Annotated in this window: 11 protein-coding genes and 1 pseudogene; 6 read left to right on the top strand and 6 right to left on the bottom strand. The window is 68.7% G+C overall.

Annotated elements, in window-relative coordinates; all coding sequences use genetic code 11:
- Window positions 1-570 precede the first annotated feature (570 nt).
- Both OG948_RS02810 and OG948_RS02805 read left to right on the top strand, forming a co-directional pair.
- Window positions 571-1,836 carry a DNA sulfur modification protein DndB gene (locus tag OG948_RS02810; protein ID WP_406300169.1) on the top strand — a complete coding sequence of 422 codons (1,266 nt, stop codon included), beginning with the start codon at window positions 571-573 and terminating at the stop codon, window positions 1,834-1,836.
- Window positions 1,837-2,180: 344 nt separating this feature from the next.
- Window positions 2,181-3,287, top strand: a complete 1,107-nt coding sequence (locus tag OG948_RS02805) for an MrcB family domain-containing protein (RefSeq protein ID WP_406293524.1) — start codon at window positions 2,181-2,183, stop codon at window positions 3,285-3,287.
- Window positions 3,288-3,573: 286 nt separating this feature from the next.
- Here OG948_RS02805 and OG948_RS02800 read toward each other — a convergent pair.
- From OG948_RS02800 to OG948_RS02785, 4 genes and pseudogenes are all read right to left on the bottom strand, one after another.
- A pseudogene (locus OG948_RS02800) lies at window positions 3,574-3,687 on the bottom strand (hypothetical protein); the annotation flags it as partial.
- 352 nt (window positions 3,688-4,039) lie between these two features.
- Entirely contained in the window at window positions 4,040-4,483 is a 444-nt protein-coding gene (locus OG948_RS02795) for a hypothetical protein (RefSeq protein ID WP_406293522.1), read from the bottom strand.
- Window positions 4,484-5,023: 540 nt separating this feature from the next.
- Window positions 5,024-6,643: a hypothetical protein gene (locus tag OG948_RS02790; protein ID WP_406293521.1), complete on the bottom strand. Its 1,620-nt coding sequence runs from the start codon at window positions 6,641-6,643 to the stop codon at window positions 5,024-5,026.
- Between the two features lie 396 nt (window positions 6,644-7,039).
- Window positions 7,040-7,477, bottom strand: a complete 438-nt coding sequence (locus tag OG948_RS02785) for a hypothetical protein (protein ID WP_406293519.1) — start codon at window positions 7,475-7,477, stop codon at window positions 7,040-7,042.
- Window positions 7,478-8,144: 667 nt separating this feature from the next.
- Here OG948_RS02785 and OG948_RS02780 point away from each other — a divergent pair.
- Together OG948_RS02780 and OG948_RS02775 are read left to right on the top strand one after the other, a co-directional pair.
- Window positions 8,145-9,146, top strand: coding sequence for an alpha/beta hydrolase (locus OG948_RS02780; protein WP_406293517.1), 1,002 nt, complete (start codon window positions 8,145-8,147; stop codon window positions 9,144-9,146).
- A 496-nt stretch (window positions 9,147-9,642) separates the two neighbouring features.
- Window positions 9,643-9,828: an AbfB domain-containing protein gene (locus OG948_RS02775; protein ID WP_406300168.1), complete on the top strand. Its 186-nt coding sequence runs from the start codon at window positions 9,643-9,645 to the stop codon at window positions 9,826-9,828.
- 415 nt (window positions 9,829-10,243) lie between these two features.
- Here the strand turns inward: OG948_RS02775 and OG948_RS02770 are convergent, their stop codons facing one another.
- Window positions 10,244-10,684: a VOC family protein gene (locus OG948_RS02770; protein ID WP_406293515.1), complete on the bottom strand. Its 441-nt coding sequence runs from the start codon at window positions 10,682-10,684 to the stop codon at window positions 10,244-10,246.
- A gap of 322 nt (window positions 10,685-11,006) precedes the next feature.
- On the opposite strand from OG948_RS02770, the gene OG948_RS02765 reads away from it, so the two are divergent.
- Both OG948_RS02765 and OG948_RS02760 read left to right on the top strand, forming a co-directional pair.
- Window positions 11,007-11,360 (top strand): VOC family protein, encoded by a 354-nt coding sequence (locus OG948_RS02765; protein ID WP_406293513.1) that lies wholly within the window; start codon window positions 11,007-11,009, stop codon window positions 11,358-11,360.
- 423 nt (window positions 11,361-11,783) lie between these two features.
- Window positions 11,784-13,565 (top strand): trypsin-like serine protease, encoded by a 1,782-nt coding sequence (locus OG948_RS02760; protein ID WP_406293512.1) that lies wholly within the window; start codon window positions 11,784-11,786, stop codon window positions 13,563-13,565.
- Between the two features lie 221 nt (window positions 13,566-13,786).
- Here the strand turns inward: OG948_RS02760 and OG948_RS02755 are convergent, their stop codons facing one another.
- Window positions 13,787-14,188, bottom strand: a complete 402-nt coding sequence (locus OG948_RS02755) for a TipAS antibiotic-recognition domain-containing protein (protein WP_406293511.1) — start codon at window positions 14,186-14,188, stop codon at window positions 13,787-13,789.
- Window positions 14,189-14,829 lie beyond the last annotated feature (641 nt).

Here is a 14,829-nt window from a genome sequence, read left to right as displayed (position 1 = left end):
CGCCGTCGCGACATCGGCGCCAGGGAGATGCGGGTGATGACGCCCGGACGTCCCGGTGGGTATTGACCCACTCACCCACTCACCCACTCACCCACTCACCCACACGCAGCCGACATGAATGATCCGGCGCTCGGCCCTCAGGAGGAGGGGGAGGCCGTCGCCACGTGGACGTGAGCGGAGGCCCTTGCGCGCGGTACGCTCGCCGATATCGTCGCCTGCGCGAGGAGGATCGGTCGGGTCGCGGTCCGTTCTCCATCGGCCGCACCGGTGGTTCATGGCGTCGGACAGATCGGCTTCGGCGCCCGTCGCGTGGCCGAGGCGCCGTCAACGGTCCCGTTCGAGGTGCCGACGTCACCGTGGCGTGTGCCGCGCGGACACACGGAGCCGAGGACAGGCGGCGTCTGCGCCCCTGCGGAGGCCGCTCTCGTTGAGCGAACCCCTTCACCAGGTCTGCACAACAGAGTCGACTCGGGTCACGATTTTCTCGCGGATCCCAAACGCCCGGGTGCTAGCTTCGGCGGACGAGAACCTGTTGCAGGTCAACTATCGCCCTATTGCCAGGAGTTCACCATCAGCATCACCGTCGACCCGCTGCGTTTATCCAAGCCCCAGGACTCCAGCACGTATCTGGCGATCCGGACCGTTCAGGGCGGTCGCATCGTGTACACCACCCGTGTACCGCTGCTCGACCTGCCCACGATCCTGCCGGTGCCCGACCCGGCGAACGTGGACAAGGACAACCGCAAGGTCGACCGCCTGCACGCGAAGCACTTCGGGGAGTACCTCGACAACAAGCAGGACTGGATCGCCCCGGCCCTCCTGGCCCGCGACAGCGGCGGCTGCCTGTTCGAGAAGGTCGACGAGCAGGGCGCCGTGGGCTACCTCACCGTTCCCTGGGCCCTGGGCGGGATCTCCCCGCTGCGGACCATCGACGGTCAGCACCGGGTGCTCGGTGTCTCGATCGAGAAGCTGCGCATCACCGATGCCATCGCCGGACTCGATCGGGAACTCGCGCGCAGGGTCAGTCCCGAGAAGGCCCTCAAGATCGAGGCGGACCGGAAGAGGCTCGTCGGCCGCATGGAGCGCCTCAAGGCCGAGTACGTCGGACTCGACATCTACGTCGAACCCGACCCGATCAAGGCCCAGCAGATGTTCGTGGACGTCGCCGACAACGCCAAGGGCATCAGCAGCGCCGTCCGCGCCCGGTTCGACAGCTACAAGGTCGCCAACCGTACGCTGTCCGACGTCATCGACCACCCCCTGCTCAAGGGGCGCGTGGACCCCGAGCAGGACCGCATGACGCTCAAGAACCCCAACCTCATGGGCGCCAAGCACGTCGCGGACATCACCCGTGCCGTCATCGCCGGTCCCAGCGGCCAGATCAGCAAGAAGGCCGAGCAGACCCTGACCGACGGCGAAGTGATCGAGAAGGTCAAGGACTTCCTCGACGTCATCTCCAACGCGTTCACCGACCTCGCGGCCCTCACCGAGGACGACCCCGACGCCGCGCCCAAGGTCGGCGACCTGACCATGTCCCAGCGGTTGCGTCGCACCTCGTTGCTGGGTTCGGTGGGCATGCTTCGTGTCCTGGGTGGCGTCTTCCGGGACCTGCGCTCGGGTGACAACCCGGCGTCGCTCGACGACATCGCCGCGTTCTTCAAGCGTCTGGACCCGCATATGGGCGCACCGACCGCCGACAGCAGTATCTGGCGCACCAGTGCCACCGGCGTCGACTTCGAGCCGAACGCGTCCGCGCCGATCATGAGGACGCAGAACATCATCCACCTGGTGGGCGTCATCAGCGGTTGGTACACCAGGCCTCCGGCTGCGTTGTGACCTGTCTCGGTGGAGGGCGTGCGCTCGGCGTGCTCCGTCGAGACGGCCCGGTAACCGCGGACCGAGCATGTCGGGATCGGCCATCCGCGCGGTCGACGGCGGGCCCGGTCGGGGAGAGACCAGGCGGGCGACGCGCATGTCGGTTCCCGCGCGGGACGCCTGGACACGGGGTTCTCGCTCTCGCCCCGTCGGCGGCGCGCGCGAAAAGCGTCGGACCGTCGTTCTTCGCGGCCCGGCGAAGCCTCGGCCGATCTCCGGTCTCGGTCGCACGGCGAAATCATGGAACTTCCGCGAGGCGATGCCTCGGGGCGGATGGAATCCGCCCCGCATTTCGGGTTGGTGGCATGGACGAATTCTTGAGGCAAATCTGTGATCTCCAGCAGTTCTGGAACTCTGAGCCCACCGGTGAGATGGAACGGCGCGGCGCGCTTTTGCGCAGGGAGCTCGAGCCGCGCATCAAGGAATGGAGTGTCGAACTCGCGCAGGCGATCGGCATACCCGTCGAGGATCTCGGCGTCAAGGCGAGTAACGGCGTGACCAAGAACGCGATAGTGCCGTGGACGCGAATATTCTCGAAACAGGCTTCACCGAGTGCCACGACCGGGTGGTACGTGGTCTATCTCTTCGACGCGCCGGGGCACCGCGTACATCTTTCGCTCATTCAGGGAACGACCAAGTGGCAAGGCCCCTCACTGAGTAGGCGAAGCGACGCGGAACTGGCGGCGCGCGTTCGGTGGGCCCGCCCCGTGATCGCGGCCGCCGCGGCGGCCCGGTCGGACCTCGCCGACACCATCGATCTCCAGGCCGGCAACGCGGGACTGGCGGCCGGCTACGAACGCGGAAACGTCGTGGCCCTATCGTACGGGCGCGACGACATCCCGCCGTCCGACGTCCTGGCACGTGACCTTTTCTTCATGGTCGGTTTGTTGGGGCTCGTCTATCAGGCCGAGAAGACCATGCCCTTCATTCCCGGCGACACCGCCCCCGAAATCCTCGAAGCCGAGATGGAGGCCGCGAAAACAGCCGAACGAAAGCCCGCCAAGGCGACCGGCCAGGGATTCGGGGTCCTGACCTCCGAGGAGAGGAAGGTTCTCGAGCAGCACGCCGTCGCGATGGCCACGCGCCACTACGAGGATCTCGGTTGGGCGGTCCTGGACGTCGGTTTGAAGGAACCCTTCGATCTCTTGATGACCCGCGACGGGGAAATCTTGCGGGCGGAGGTCAAGGGGACGACCTCTCATGGCGCTCAGGTCGTCCTGACCCGACGCGAAGTCGAGAAACAGCGTGAATTTGCTCCCGCCAACGCCCTGGTGATCGTGCATTCCATCGAATTGGTTCGCGGCCCGGGGAAACCGGTCGCCGACGGCGGGACCCTGGTCTGCGTTTCTCCCTGGGAGATAGCGGAGAAGGACTTGACCGTCGTGTCCTACATCTATCGGACGGGGCTTTAGCCGAGAGTGGTGCAAGGGCCGGAGTCGACCCCGGATCCCCGATTCGCTCCGGAGCTCTCGTGGGTTCCGGGAGTGCCAGGCGTGGTGCGAGGCCTCCCGAGCGCGGGCGCGACTCGGGAGACCGGACTTGCTCAGGATGGGTGTCGACGCGGCTCAGTCCGCTTCGGTGGGTGTCGGGGACTGTCGTCCGGCGGCGGGGTCGACTCCGTGGTGACCCATGGCCGGGCGACGCGGCGATGTCGGCGTCGGAGGCAATGGCGAACGCGTCGAGCTTGAGGAAGTGGCGGGCGACGGTGAGTCCGAGGACGCTGCTGACGATCAGCGCTGCCCGCAGTTCGGCGTCCTCGCCGGCCATGGCTCCGCTCAGGTTGGCGATCCGCTCGTTCAGGAACGCGCTCATTGAGGGATCCGCCTCGGGGGCGGTGAGCATGGACCGCACGAGAGCCTTGGTCTCCGGTGGCAGGGTGCCTCTCCGGCGGCAGGGTGCCGATCCGAACGTCCAGGACATCGTGTAGATGCGCCTCGACCTCCTCCGGGGCGGACTCTCCCATTCCGATGGCGACGGCGAACAGGACGGCCTTCGATCTCGGGGCGCTCGGGGTTATCCCCCGGGCATGGTGGAGGGCTTCCATGAGGCGCGGTTCCCGGGCAACGACCGCGAGCAGAAGCTCGGGAGCATCCTGGCACCGCCGTACTGTCTGCCGTACTCGCGGCTCAGGAAGCCCTGCCGGCTTCGGCAAGCCGACGCTGCGTCACAGGCTCTTGTCCTTGGCGGGGTGAAGTCCGACCTGCGGCCACGAACCGCGAGCCGGGCGTGCCTGGCGGAGGATGGGTGCCGCGAGCGCGTCGATGCCGAGTGGACTGCTGGCCGCGGCTGTATCGCGTGCGGTCGCGGTTCGGTCCCGGATCGCCGAGGCGGGCGCGACGCCGACCGCGCTCGCCCGCGTCCCGGCACGTGCCATCACCAGCGGACGCAGCGTTCCCATGAGCGCCCCCGCCATCGATTCGGGACCGACCTCCTTGATGATGCCGACATGTGGTGCCGCGTTGTTGACGACGTTCGCCAGCAACGGCGCCCACAACGGCATCACTTCTTCGAGCTGTCGCACGGACTCGCTGCGAGTCAATTGCGGTAAGGCCCTGGGCAATCTCCGCGCGGCGAGATCGGCCTCGTCGTAGCGTTCCCAAGCCTCCACGCCCTTGGTGAATCCTTGGGCGAGCGTTCACGGTGTTTCCGTGGACGAGGTCCGGCACGGCGACGTCGCGATTGAACGAACCCTTGCCGACCTCCACTTCCCGGCCCTTGAGCGACGTGCGGGTCCTCTCTTCCGCCGCCCTGTCCACGACTTGCTTTACCGCCCTGTAGGGCTGCTCGGCCGACGACGCGCTGTACCGGGGTTCGGCCTCCAAGGGCACCACGGGCATCCGGCGGCGCGTTCCCCTCGCGGCGTGGCTGCAGATGGCGATCGCCCGTCAATGCGGCGGCTGATTGCGGGAGTTGGTCGCAGCGGACGATACCAATAGATACCAATACCCGTGCGGACCGATTCCTCACCAAGCTCGGTCCCGATGCCGGCGAACACGGTGGCACCACCGGCAAACGCGACCATGATTGCGGGCCATCTGCGCAAGGGCGCAGATCTCCGCATGTTCGGCCAAGGCCACCTCGACGCGATCGCCCACGAGCCGGTGTCGGCGTACCGGGCTATATCTCAGGCCGGTACAAGCCGATGTGCTCACGACGGGTCGTGGTTCCGGTCCTTCCCAGCCCTGCTCGTGATGTCGAGTGCTCCGTTGTGCAAAAGAAGGCGGCGGGCCGTTTTGTCGTCACTCGTGACAAGGGGTCGGCTTGTGCCCTGGAACGCCTCGGTCTGCAAGTGAAAGCGGATGGGGGCGGCGCCCCGGACGGCGCGCAGTCGCCAGGAGGTGCCCGCGGTGCTTTCGGGGTGGGGCGGCACGGCCAGGTGTAGGAGGGCGCAGGCATCGTGTCGGGTGTCGTGGTGCGTGTGCGCCGAGGAGTAGGAGGCCATTCGGAGCTCGACCCGCGGTGCACCGGGGGTCGCCGACGGATCCGGGGCGGGTTCCGGTGACGCGTCCGCGACCGGATGTGCTCGGCCCTGGTCATGGACGCCGGGGAGGAGGTCCGGTCGGTGGGCCACCTCCGACAGCGTCGTGGCGAACCAGTCGGCGAGGGCCGGCCCGCCGCGCCGAGCCCAGGTCTCGATCAGTCGGCGGAAGGCGGCCTCCCGGCGATGGGGCAGGAAGTGCGCGCCCGCGGACTGGATCGCCTCGCCCGCTCCGGCGAAGGCCCGGTGGAAATCGAGCAGGGGGACCCGGTGCGCCTCCTCGGCATACCGGACCATGCGGATCTCCAGCATGGCGCGGTGGAGGAGGGTCGCCGCAGCCACGGCGTTGCCGCCCAGGTGTCCCTGCTGCGGAGGTTCGGCGTGAGCGGGGCGGCCGTCGCGCGGCGGTGTGGTCGCATCGGTCCTACGGCCGGCCGCGGACCGGTGCCAACAACGGTCGTCCGGGCGGAGGTCGGCCGACGCCGCGATCAGCGCGCCGCGGGCTCCGATGTCGATCGACACCCCGTCGGCCTCTGGGCGAAAGGCAGCACCCCGGGCGTCCCGGGAATCGAAGCGGACCTCGGTGATGTCGCGTAGCCGGATGTCAAGTGTCGCGATGTCGGGAGCCGTGCCGTCGTCGACGGGATAGGCACGAGAGACGGCAAGCTCGAGAAAGCCGTCGAGACGGTTGCCGGCTCGCTCGACCCGCAGATGGCGCACCTCGGCCGACGGCAGGTCGTAGTCGACGGCCAGATTCCGTGCGAACTGCGCCGTCACGGCCGATACCGGGGGCATCACCCGTCCCAGATAGTCGCGACCCGGTACGTACGGCAGCGCGGGCGCAAGCAACCCGTCCAAGGAGTGTCCGGCGGCCGAGGCCTGATCCAGCATCCAGGCCCGTCTCTCCTCACCGAGGCCGGCCATCCATTCCAATGCCGCCAGCGCACGATGCTCGCGCCCGCCTCGCGTGCCGGCCGTCACCGCCCGGAAGAGCGGGAACGTGTTGTTGTCCCACACGTCCGCCGCCACGCGGATGGCTTCGCGGTCGAAGCAGCGCGCGTCGCCGTTGGCGGCAGCGATCCGCGCCAGCGAGCGGTCCAGCAGCGCCACCAACACGGCGACTGCGGAAGGCCGTTGGATCATCGCCGCTCCACGCAGTCCGGCCGTGCTCAAACGGCGCCATGGAGAGGGAACATCAATGTCGGCCATGCCCAGGATCGTCGCACGAAGCACGATCATGATCACCTTGAGCAGGGAGCCGAGCACGTACGTCTGTACCTGGTCGGGCACTTGACGGAGCCCGCCGACACCCGGCGAAACTGTGCGGGGTCGCCCGACCGGGGTCGGTCTTGCCCACGTGGGGATATTCCGGATGGACCTCGACCCTGCCGCTGCCCGGGATGGTCGGCCCCGCATGCGCAGGGATGTTCCCAAGCTTCCCGGGGAACTGCTCCCTTACATACCGTCGACCCCGCGAACTTGGGGATGCTCCCGGCACGTCCTCCAGCCTGTGGGAGAGCCTGCCCCCGACCCCACAGAGGCGGCAATGTGCCCACCCCGGTGTGCTCTTCCGTGCCTTGGCTGCCAAGCCGCACGACGCACCGAGGCATTGCGGAGGAAGAGGAATCTGCCGTGGGTGGGTACCCCACGGTGGCGCCCCGCGTGGGGATCGGCCGGATGTTCCGCTCACACTTGTTCCCGATAGATCCTGATCTCGGCGGGCTTGTGTGCGCAAAGGACGTTCCAGGCCGCTCGATTCGTCAGTGCTTCGGCCCACCGGTCGAGATCCTCGTCGGTGTCGTGGAAGAACCACGACTCGAAACCTCCCAACGCGCTCAGGGACGCGGTGAGGTCGTACCGGAGTTCGCAGTGGACCTGCACGTAGTGGTCGTGATCGCCGCTGTCGTCGTTGGCCTCGAACTGCCGCGTGAGGTCCAGCAAAAAGGTCGGGCGGCCATCGAACGAGTAGGTTCCGTACTGGAAGAGAAGCCCGTCCGCGTCGAAGGTGTCCGGAGTGTCGAAGCGGCACCGGCCAAAACGCACAAACGCCGACCAGGCGCCTGCCGTGGTCGGGTCGACGACGGCACCTCGCTGGACTCGCCATTCGTCCTGCAACACGATCACGGCTTCGTCCGTCGACACTCTCCCGGGCATGCCCTGATCTCCCCACTCGCCGAAACGGCCAGGGTACCCAGCCGGTGAACCCTCCCGGTCACAACAGGGGTGAGCACGACACGCATCCGATGCCCACGCCGGGCTGCCGTCCGGCCCCTTCCGGAGCGGGGCCGCCGAGAAGGCCGGAGCCACGACCGGGCCGGCTGCCGGGCACCGCACGCTCACGGCGCCGCCGGGTGGTGTCGGTGTCTTCCCGGGCTGTCGTCCCGGCTCGATATCGCGAAGCGTCCCGCTCCGGCGAACGCCGACGCCTGCGACGGCAAGACAGTCGGGGTCCGATCGAGGCGGATCCAGCGCGATGCGACGGTGTCGCTGTGTGTCGGCACCATCGGTGGCTGCGGTGGCTGCGGTGGCTGCGGTGTGCGGTGACACGTGTAGCCCTGGTGTGTAAGGGAGTTGGGGTCGTCGCACGGGCCAAAAACTTAGCTCGGTTCGGTATTGACCATTGCAGGTGACTGGTGTGTGATCGACGCGCACCGAATGTAACCACCGCCGCGCCAGGGTGATTGGTCGTCCTGTGCCTGTTCGCCCGCCCATGAGGACCGGCGTGGCTCGGTGAAGGCCGAACGCTGTCCGCACGCGGCACCCACACCACAAACCGAACACGGGGGATGGCATGACCGAGTTCCAACCCACCCGCCGCAACATCCTGAAGGCCGCCGGCGGGTTGTCCGCGGCGGCGGTGCTCGGCGCCGCGGGCGTCGTCGGGGGCGCGTCCGTCGCCCAAGCGGTCGGCGACGGCTTCGGGCTGCGCATCATCGACAGCAACGAGAGCGACCCCCGCCTGAAGTACTACCGCTTCAAGACGAGCCAGATCGGGTGGACCACCGGCCCCGGTGTCAACGTCCTGCTCCCCGACGACTACGACAGCAGCGGCCGCCGGTATCCCGTCATGTACCTGTTCCACGGAGGCGGCACGGGCGCGGACTTCCGCAACTTCGACGTCCCGGGCGGCATTCGGGAACTCACCGCCGGCAAGCCGATCATCGTCGTGATGCCGGACGGCGGTGGCGCCGGCTGGTACTCCAACCCGGTCACCTCGTTCGTCGGTCCCCGCAACTGGGAGACCTTTCACATGTCCCAGCTCCTGCCGTGGGTCGAGGCGAACTTCCGGACCCACGCGGATTACGACGGACGCGCGGTCGCCGGGTACTCGATGGGCGGCTTCGGCGCGCTGAAGTACGCCGCCAAGTACTACGGCCACTTCGCCTCGGTCAGCGCCCACTCCGGCCCGCCCAGCCTGCGCCTCAACGGCGGTGCCGTCGGCCACTGGGCCAACGCGTCCTCGGCCGCCATCGAGCTGGGCGGCGGCACCATCTACGGCGTGCCGTTGTGGAACGAAGCGCGGGTCAGTGCCGACAACGCGGTCGAGCGCATCCCGAGCTACCACAACAAGCGGATCTTCATGGTGGCCGGCACGGGTGCCGAGAACATTCCGTGGTTCAGTGCCTTCCAGGAGTCCCATGTCCTGGACGGCCAACGCGAGTTCCGCGGCCTCCTGGATCAGGCGGGCATCCCGTACACGGCCCACGAGGTCCCCGGCGGCCACACTCTCCGTTGGCACCTCCTCGCCGAGGACATCGACGGCATCGTCGCCCACCTTCGCCCTGCGGCGTAGCCGTAGCGCCCACGGAGGTCGGTGACGGGAGCGCACGTCGTTGCGGTCGAGTTGAACCCGGTCCTGGCATCGGCTCCGCGAGGGCGCGGACGCGCCGAGGTTGTGAACGCTGGACCGGTCCATGCGGGCGGCCGCCGGCCGATGGCCTCCTGCTCGGCCGCGCGCTGGTTGACGGGCTGTGTCCCCTGTACCGGGAGGAGCGCAACCACGTTGCGGACACGGTGGTCCACGATCCATGAGCTGATCACAGGCCGGGCGCCGTTCCAGGCACCCAACGCCGCAGGCTACCTCTCGGCACACCTCACCCAGGACCCACCGGCACCCGGCTCGGTGTCCGCGGGCATCCCGCCGGCCTGGGACAACCTCGTGCTCGCGCTGCTGCGCAAAGACCCCGATCAGCGGTATCCGAACGCTGCCGACCTCGCCCAGGCCCTGCTCCAACTCGGTTCCACCGGAGGGAAGGACGCTGTGCTGAGCGACTCGAACGAGTCCTTCAATCTCCGACGAAGCCACCTTCGTCATCACGCCAGGGCCGGCGGACCGGACGTGGATCTCCATCCGCTCCTACGACAACCCCGACTTGTACCTGCGTCACCAGGACTCACACCTGTACGCGCACCACATCACGGACAGCCCAGGACGGCAAGACGCAACGTTCCGGATTTGTCCCGGGTTCGCGTAGCGGACCAGTCGGCGTGCGACGCGCCCGCCCGGGGAGACGTGGTTCGACCTGGACCGCTTCGGGTTCGTGCGCCGTACCGACCCTGTCGGCCGACGCACTGAACATGATCGTGGGTTCGAGAAACCGATCCGGTTCCGCAAGGGCCCACTTCGTATCGATACTCACGGCCCAATGATGTGGCGCGAGACCGGCAGACCGTACTCCTCTCTGCGACCACCGGCATCCGTCGGCCGACCGTCCCCCATCACGTCGACCGACCGCACGGGCTCAGGCCCCGACAACCAATTGCCCCGGCGGAGCCTGCTGCCGAGAGCGACCGCTCGGTACGGGGCACACCCGAGGACCGTCTCGAGTCCGTGACACCCGCGTTCGCCGAGTCCCATGCGTCTCGGTGGGCGCGGCCGGGACCTCCTTCTCAGCGCAGTTGCTGGGCCAGTCCGACGATGATGCCCTCCGGGCCACGGAGGTAGCAGAGCAGATAGCTGTCCTCGAAGCGGGCGATCTCGCCGACGAGTTCGGCGCCGTGCGGGCGCAGGCGGGCAACGGTGTCCTCGATGTCGTCGACGGCGAACATGACGCGGTGCGTGCCCAGAACGTTGTGCGGCCGGTTGCGCGGCCCCGGGCTGATCGCATCGGGGCTGCGATACTTCGCCAGCTCGAGCCGGCTGTGACCGTCCGGGGTCCGGACCATCGCGATATCACAGCGGACGCCGTCGAGTCCGGTGCACCGGTCGGCGACGAGGCCCTGGACCTCCGCCCTGCCCTCCAGCTCCATACCGAGTTCCACGAAGAACGCGATGGCTGCATCCATGTCCTCGACGACGATGCCCACGTTGTCCATCCGCTGAATCGCCATGCCGGTTTCTCCTTCTTCCTTCTGCGGCCGGTGGTGGCCGCTGATGTCCCTGGGACGCGGCCGGCGGCACGTTCTCGACATCCGCAGACCGCCGAACTCCGAAAAATTTGGGCGGCTCAGGTGAGACTCATCCGGATGTACCAACCCACCACGGGCGGTGGTGTCCCCTGGAGTGGTGTAGCAGCGATCACTCTCGCGACTTGCTGCTGCCACATCGCGCTACTACACCGCTCTGCGGGATACGATCCGCGCCCCGGACCGGCGGTCGACGGTACTTACCCCCAGCCCTGGCAGCCGGCCGACCCTGTTTATGCTCACGCCCATGGCACTCGAATGGGAACAGATCATCGTCGACTCCTCCGACCCCGTCGCCCTCGGGCGCTGGTGGGCCGAGGCTCTCGGCTGGGTAGTGGTCGACGAATCCGAGGAGATCATCGAGATCCGGCCTGAGCCGGACCGGATGCCGGGGCTGCTCTTCGTGCCCGTCCCCGAGGGCAAGACGTCGAAGAACCGGCTCCACCCCGACTTCCGCCCCGACGACCAGGAGGCCGAGGTCGCCCGGCTGCTCTCCCTCGGTGCCCGGCGCGCCGACACCGTGCAGGACGAGCAGCACTGGGTGACCCTCCTCGACCCGGAGGGCAACGAATTCTGTGTCCTGGGTGAACGGAAGAGCTGAGCAGGCCGGGCAGCTGTTCGGGCGGAAGTGTCGGACGGTTTCGCCCACCCGCGGCTGCCCCAGCCGCTGCTCGCCGACCCGGCTGCGCCGGGTACGGCGGCCGGGATGAAAGTGGCCGATCCGGATCGGGTACACCCGCACCTCGACCGACCGACCGAGCGCTCGACCGACCGACCGACCGACCGAGCGCCCGCCGCTGCCGCCGCCGCACAGGACGAGCCAGAAAAAATTCTTCGGCGAAAGCTGAGAGATTTGCGGGTCCGTCGCCACGTCCCTCGTGAGCGGCCGCCGTCCGGCGGCCGGAACGGGAAGGGAGACCCGATGGCCATGTGCGCGGAATCGCGCCCGCCGAGCCCGGTGCGTGAACACACGTCCCGAGGGGAGCACGGCTGCCGAGGAGCCCGGGAGAACCGAGGGATCCGGGTGCGCAAGGCGCTCTTGGTGGTGGCGGCTCTCGTGACGCTGATCGCCGTAGGCGGCGTGACTGCCGCCCGGCCGGCGACCGCGATCGTCAACGGGACGACGGTCGCTTCCGGAGAGCTGCCGTTCATGGCGGCGATCCTGGAGAACGCGAGGCCCGGGAGCGCCGTCAACCAGCAGGTGTGCGGCGGCACGTTGATCCACCCGAGCTGGGTGCTGACCGCGGCGCACTGCGTCGAGGGAACCCCGGACCGGGTGTCGGTGCTGCTGGGGCAGACCCGGCTGACCGGCCAGGGCGGGGTCCGGCACGTGGTGTCGCAGATCGTCCGGCACCCGCAACACGTCGCGGCGGTCGACAAGGGCGACTTCGACGTGGCTCTGCTGCGGCTGTCCAAGCCGTCGGCGCAGCAGCCGATCCGGTTGGGCGGCCCCGTCGACCGTGCCGCGTGGACGCCCGGGGATGCGATGCAGGTGGCCGGCTGGGGGCGCACATCCCCGAACGGGAGCACGGCCTCCGACGACCTCATGAAGCTGACGGTCACCTTGCTCGACGATGCCACCATGGCCCATCCGGGCTACTACGGCACGGACTTCCACCCGGCGACCATGGTCGGCGCGGGGGTGCTCGCCGGCTACAGCGGGACGTGCCACGGCGACTCTGGGGGCCCGCTGTTCACCACGGCCAACGGGGTGATCCGCCAGGTGGGTGTGGACAGTTGGCGGGGCGGCAAGTGCGCCGAGGCGTACAAGCCGACCGTGTTCGCGCGCGTCGGCGAAGGCCCGCTGCTGACCTGGATCACGCAGCAGATCCCGGACCTGCCGAACGACGGTGCGAGCAGCCGCAGCGGCGACTTCGACGGCGACGGCAAGGACGACATCGTCGAGTTCGCCCGCGAGTCGCTCGGCGACGTGTGGGTCGCGCTGAGCACCGGCACCGGCTTCGGTGACGTCACCAAGTGGCACGACAACTTCGCCTTCGGCCGCACCGTGCCGATGGTCGGCGACTACGACGGCAACGGGCGCGACGACATCATCGCGTTCGACCGCGACAACGGCGACGTGCTGGTGGCGACAAGCCTGTATGGCGGCGGTTTCAGCGCTGTCATGCGGTATCCGCTGCGGTTCGCGTTCGGAGACGACATCCCGGCGGTGGCGGATGTGACCGGCGACGGCAAGGACGACCTGGTCAAGTTCGGCCGGCGCGGCAAGGTGTGGGTGTCCCGCACGTTCTCCGAGGCCTACACCGGCTTCGACTACCCGGTGCTGTGGCACACGAATTTCGCGTACGGCAACGAGGTTCCCGCGGTCGGCGACGTCAACGGCGACCGGCGCGCCGACATCATCGCCTTCACCCGCGGCAACTCGGGGCGCGTGTGGGCGGCGCTCAGCACCGGCATCGCGTTCTCGACCCCGACGATTTGGCACGACCGGTTCTGCTTCGGCGCGGAGACGCCCGTCGTCGCGGACTTCTCCGGTGACGGCAAGGCCGACATCGCCGCCTTCACGCACGACAACCGCGGCGATGTGTACGTCGCGGTCAGCAACGGGCAGGTGTTCAACGGCGTCGGGGTGCTGTGGCACGGCAACTTCGCCTACACCAACGAGATCCCCGGCGCCGGGCACTTCACCGGCGGGCCGCGGGCGGGCATCGTGGCCTTCACCGGCGGCACCAGCATGCGCGCCTGGGTCGCCCCCGGACTTCCGGGCACGTTCGGGGCCGCGACGGTATGGCAGTCGGGGATCGCTCCGACCGGGACGGTCCCGGCCGGAGCCGCGCTCTGGTAGCCGTCCTGTGCCGGGCGCGCTTCCGTAGTCGGGCTGTGGTGGGCGCGTTGCCGGGAGCACTCCGCCGCATGCCCTACGTCGAAGACCACTGCTGATCGCGCCACGTGCCGCGATCGAGTCGGCGGAGAGTTGCGGACACCACAAACCCGAGCCGGAACCCGAGATCCGACAGCGGTTGTTCACCTCTCCGGAAGGCACTCTCCCGGGGCCGAGGTCGATGTTCATGAGGACCGACAGCACCGGGCAGGCGGCAGCGTCGCCGGGCAAAGGTGGGCGTTCCTCGACAGCTGTGGACCCTTCGTCGGCGGAACCGGCGAGTTGCCCGACCCGGCAGGGCCGCCGCCGCACTCCCGTGGCGGCGGCCCGGTTCCGGCTCGGCGCAGGCGGGTTGCGGCGTACGCCTCGATGGCGGCCAGCTGGTACGCGGCCAGGCCCGGCGCGATCGACTCGTACACCGCGCGCCAGTGCTCGTTCTCCACGCAGCAACGCCCGACCGCGCGGTACTCCTCGGCGGTGGCCGCCCGGCTCCGGGCCAACGTCCGGTACTGGGCGTCGATCTCGACCTGCACCGCGTCGGCGTCGGCGGGCAGGCCGGTGGCCAACAGCTCCGCCGGCCGGATCATCTGCGCCGCGCGCGCGCTCGTCGGCCTCGATCTCGGCCCTGCTCGACGCCGCGGTCTGCCGCTCGACGGCCCCGACCAGCTCCGGGAAACCGTGCAGGACCCTCATGCACCGGGCGGGCCCGATACCCTCGAACAGCGGGCGACTCGGAGCAGTCGCTGCCGTGCAGGCTGCATCGGCCCTGGTGGGCGACCGAGTTCTCGCGGTGTTTGTCCGGGCTGTAATTCCGCCCAGTTGATCGGTGTGTATCGCGTCATTCGTGTCTGCCTCCTCCTCGGTTCGTGCGGGCCGACGTTACGCCCCACGGCCGGGTCCCATCATGAAGTCGTGTGTTTTGCACACGCGTTCGCGCCCGGGATGGTCGACATCGAGCCCGGCGTGAGGCGCCGGAATCGGACGCGGCGCGGACATGGATCGCGGCGTCCGGTTCCTGCGTGGGGCGGTCGATCGACCGGTGACGGTCGGCAGGCGAAGCCTCATGGTCCGAGGCGGTCCGAGGCGGTCCGACCGTGATCGGTTGACCGGCCGTGCTGCGACTGCTGCGGCGAAAGTGACACCACCTCGAACCCCGGGAATTCGTACGTTGATCCATCGGCGGACGTCGAGACCGACCACGACGACGACCAGGGGCACGACGACGCCT

The organism is Embleya sp. NBC_00888 (assembly GCF_045207655.1).
In the GTDB taxonomy this organism is placed as follows: Bacteria; Actinomycetota; Actinomycetes; order Streptomycetales; family Streptomycetaceae; genus Embleya.
This window is presented reverse-complemented; position numbering and strand designations above follow the sequence as displayed.

What these genes read in the sequence shown, in the direction of transcription:
- OG948_RS02805 (WP_406293524.1), top strand. Translation starts at nt 2,181, where the DNA reads ATGGACGAATTCTTGAGGCAAATCTGTGATCTCCAGCAGTTCTGGAAC.
- OG948_RS02780 (WP_406293517.1), top strand. Translation starts at nt 8,145, where the DNA reads ATGACCGAGTTCCAACCCACCCGCCGCAACATCCTGAAGGCCGCCGGC.
- OG948_RS02770 (WP_406293515.1), bottom strand. Translation starts at nt 10,684, where the DNA reads ATGGCGATTCAGCGGATGGACAACGTGGGCATCGTCGTCGAGGACATG.
- OG948_RS02765 (WP_406293513.1), top strand. Translation starts at nt 11,007, where the DNA reads ATGGCACTCGAATGGGAACAGATCATCGTCGACTCCTCCGACCCCGTC.
- OG948_RS02755 (WP_406293511.1), bottom strand. Translation starts at nt 14,188, where the DNA reads ATGATCCGGCCGGCGGAGCTGTTGGCCACCGGCCTGCCCGCCGACGCC.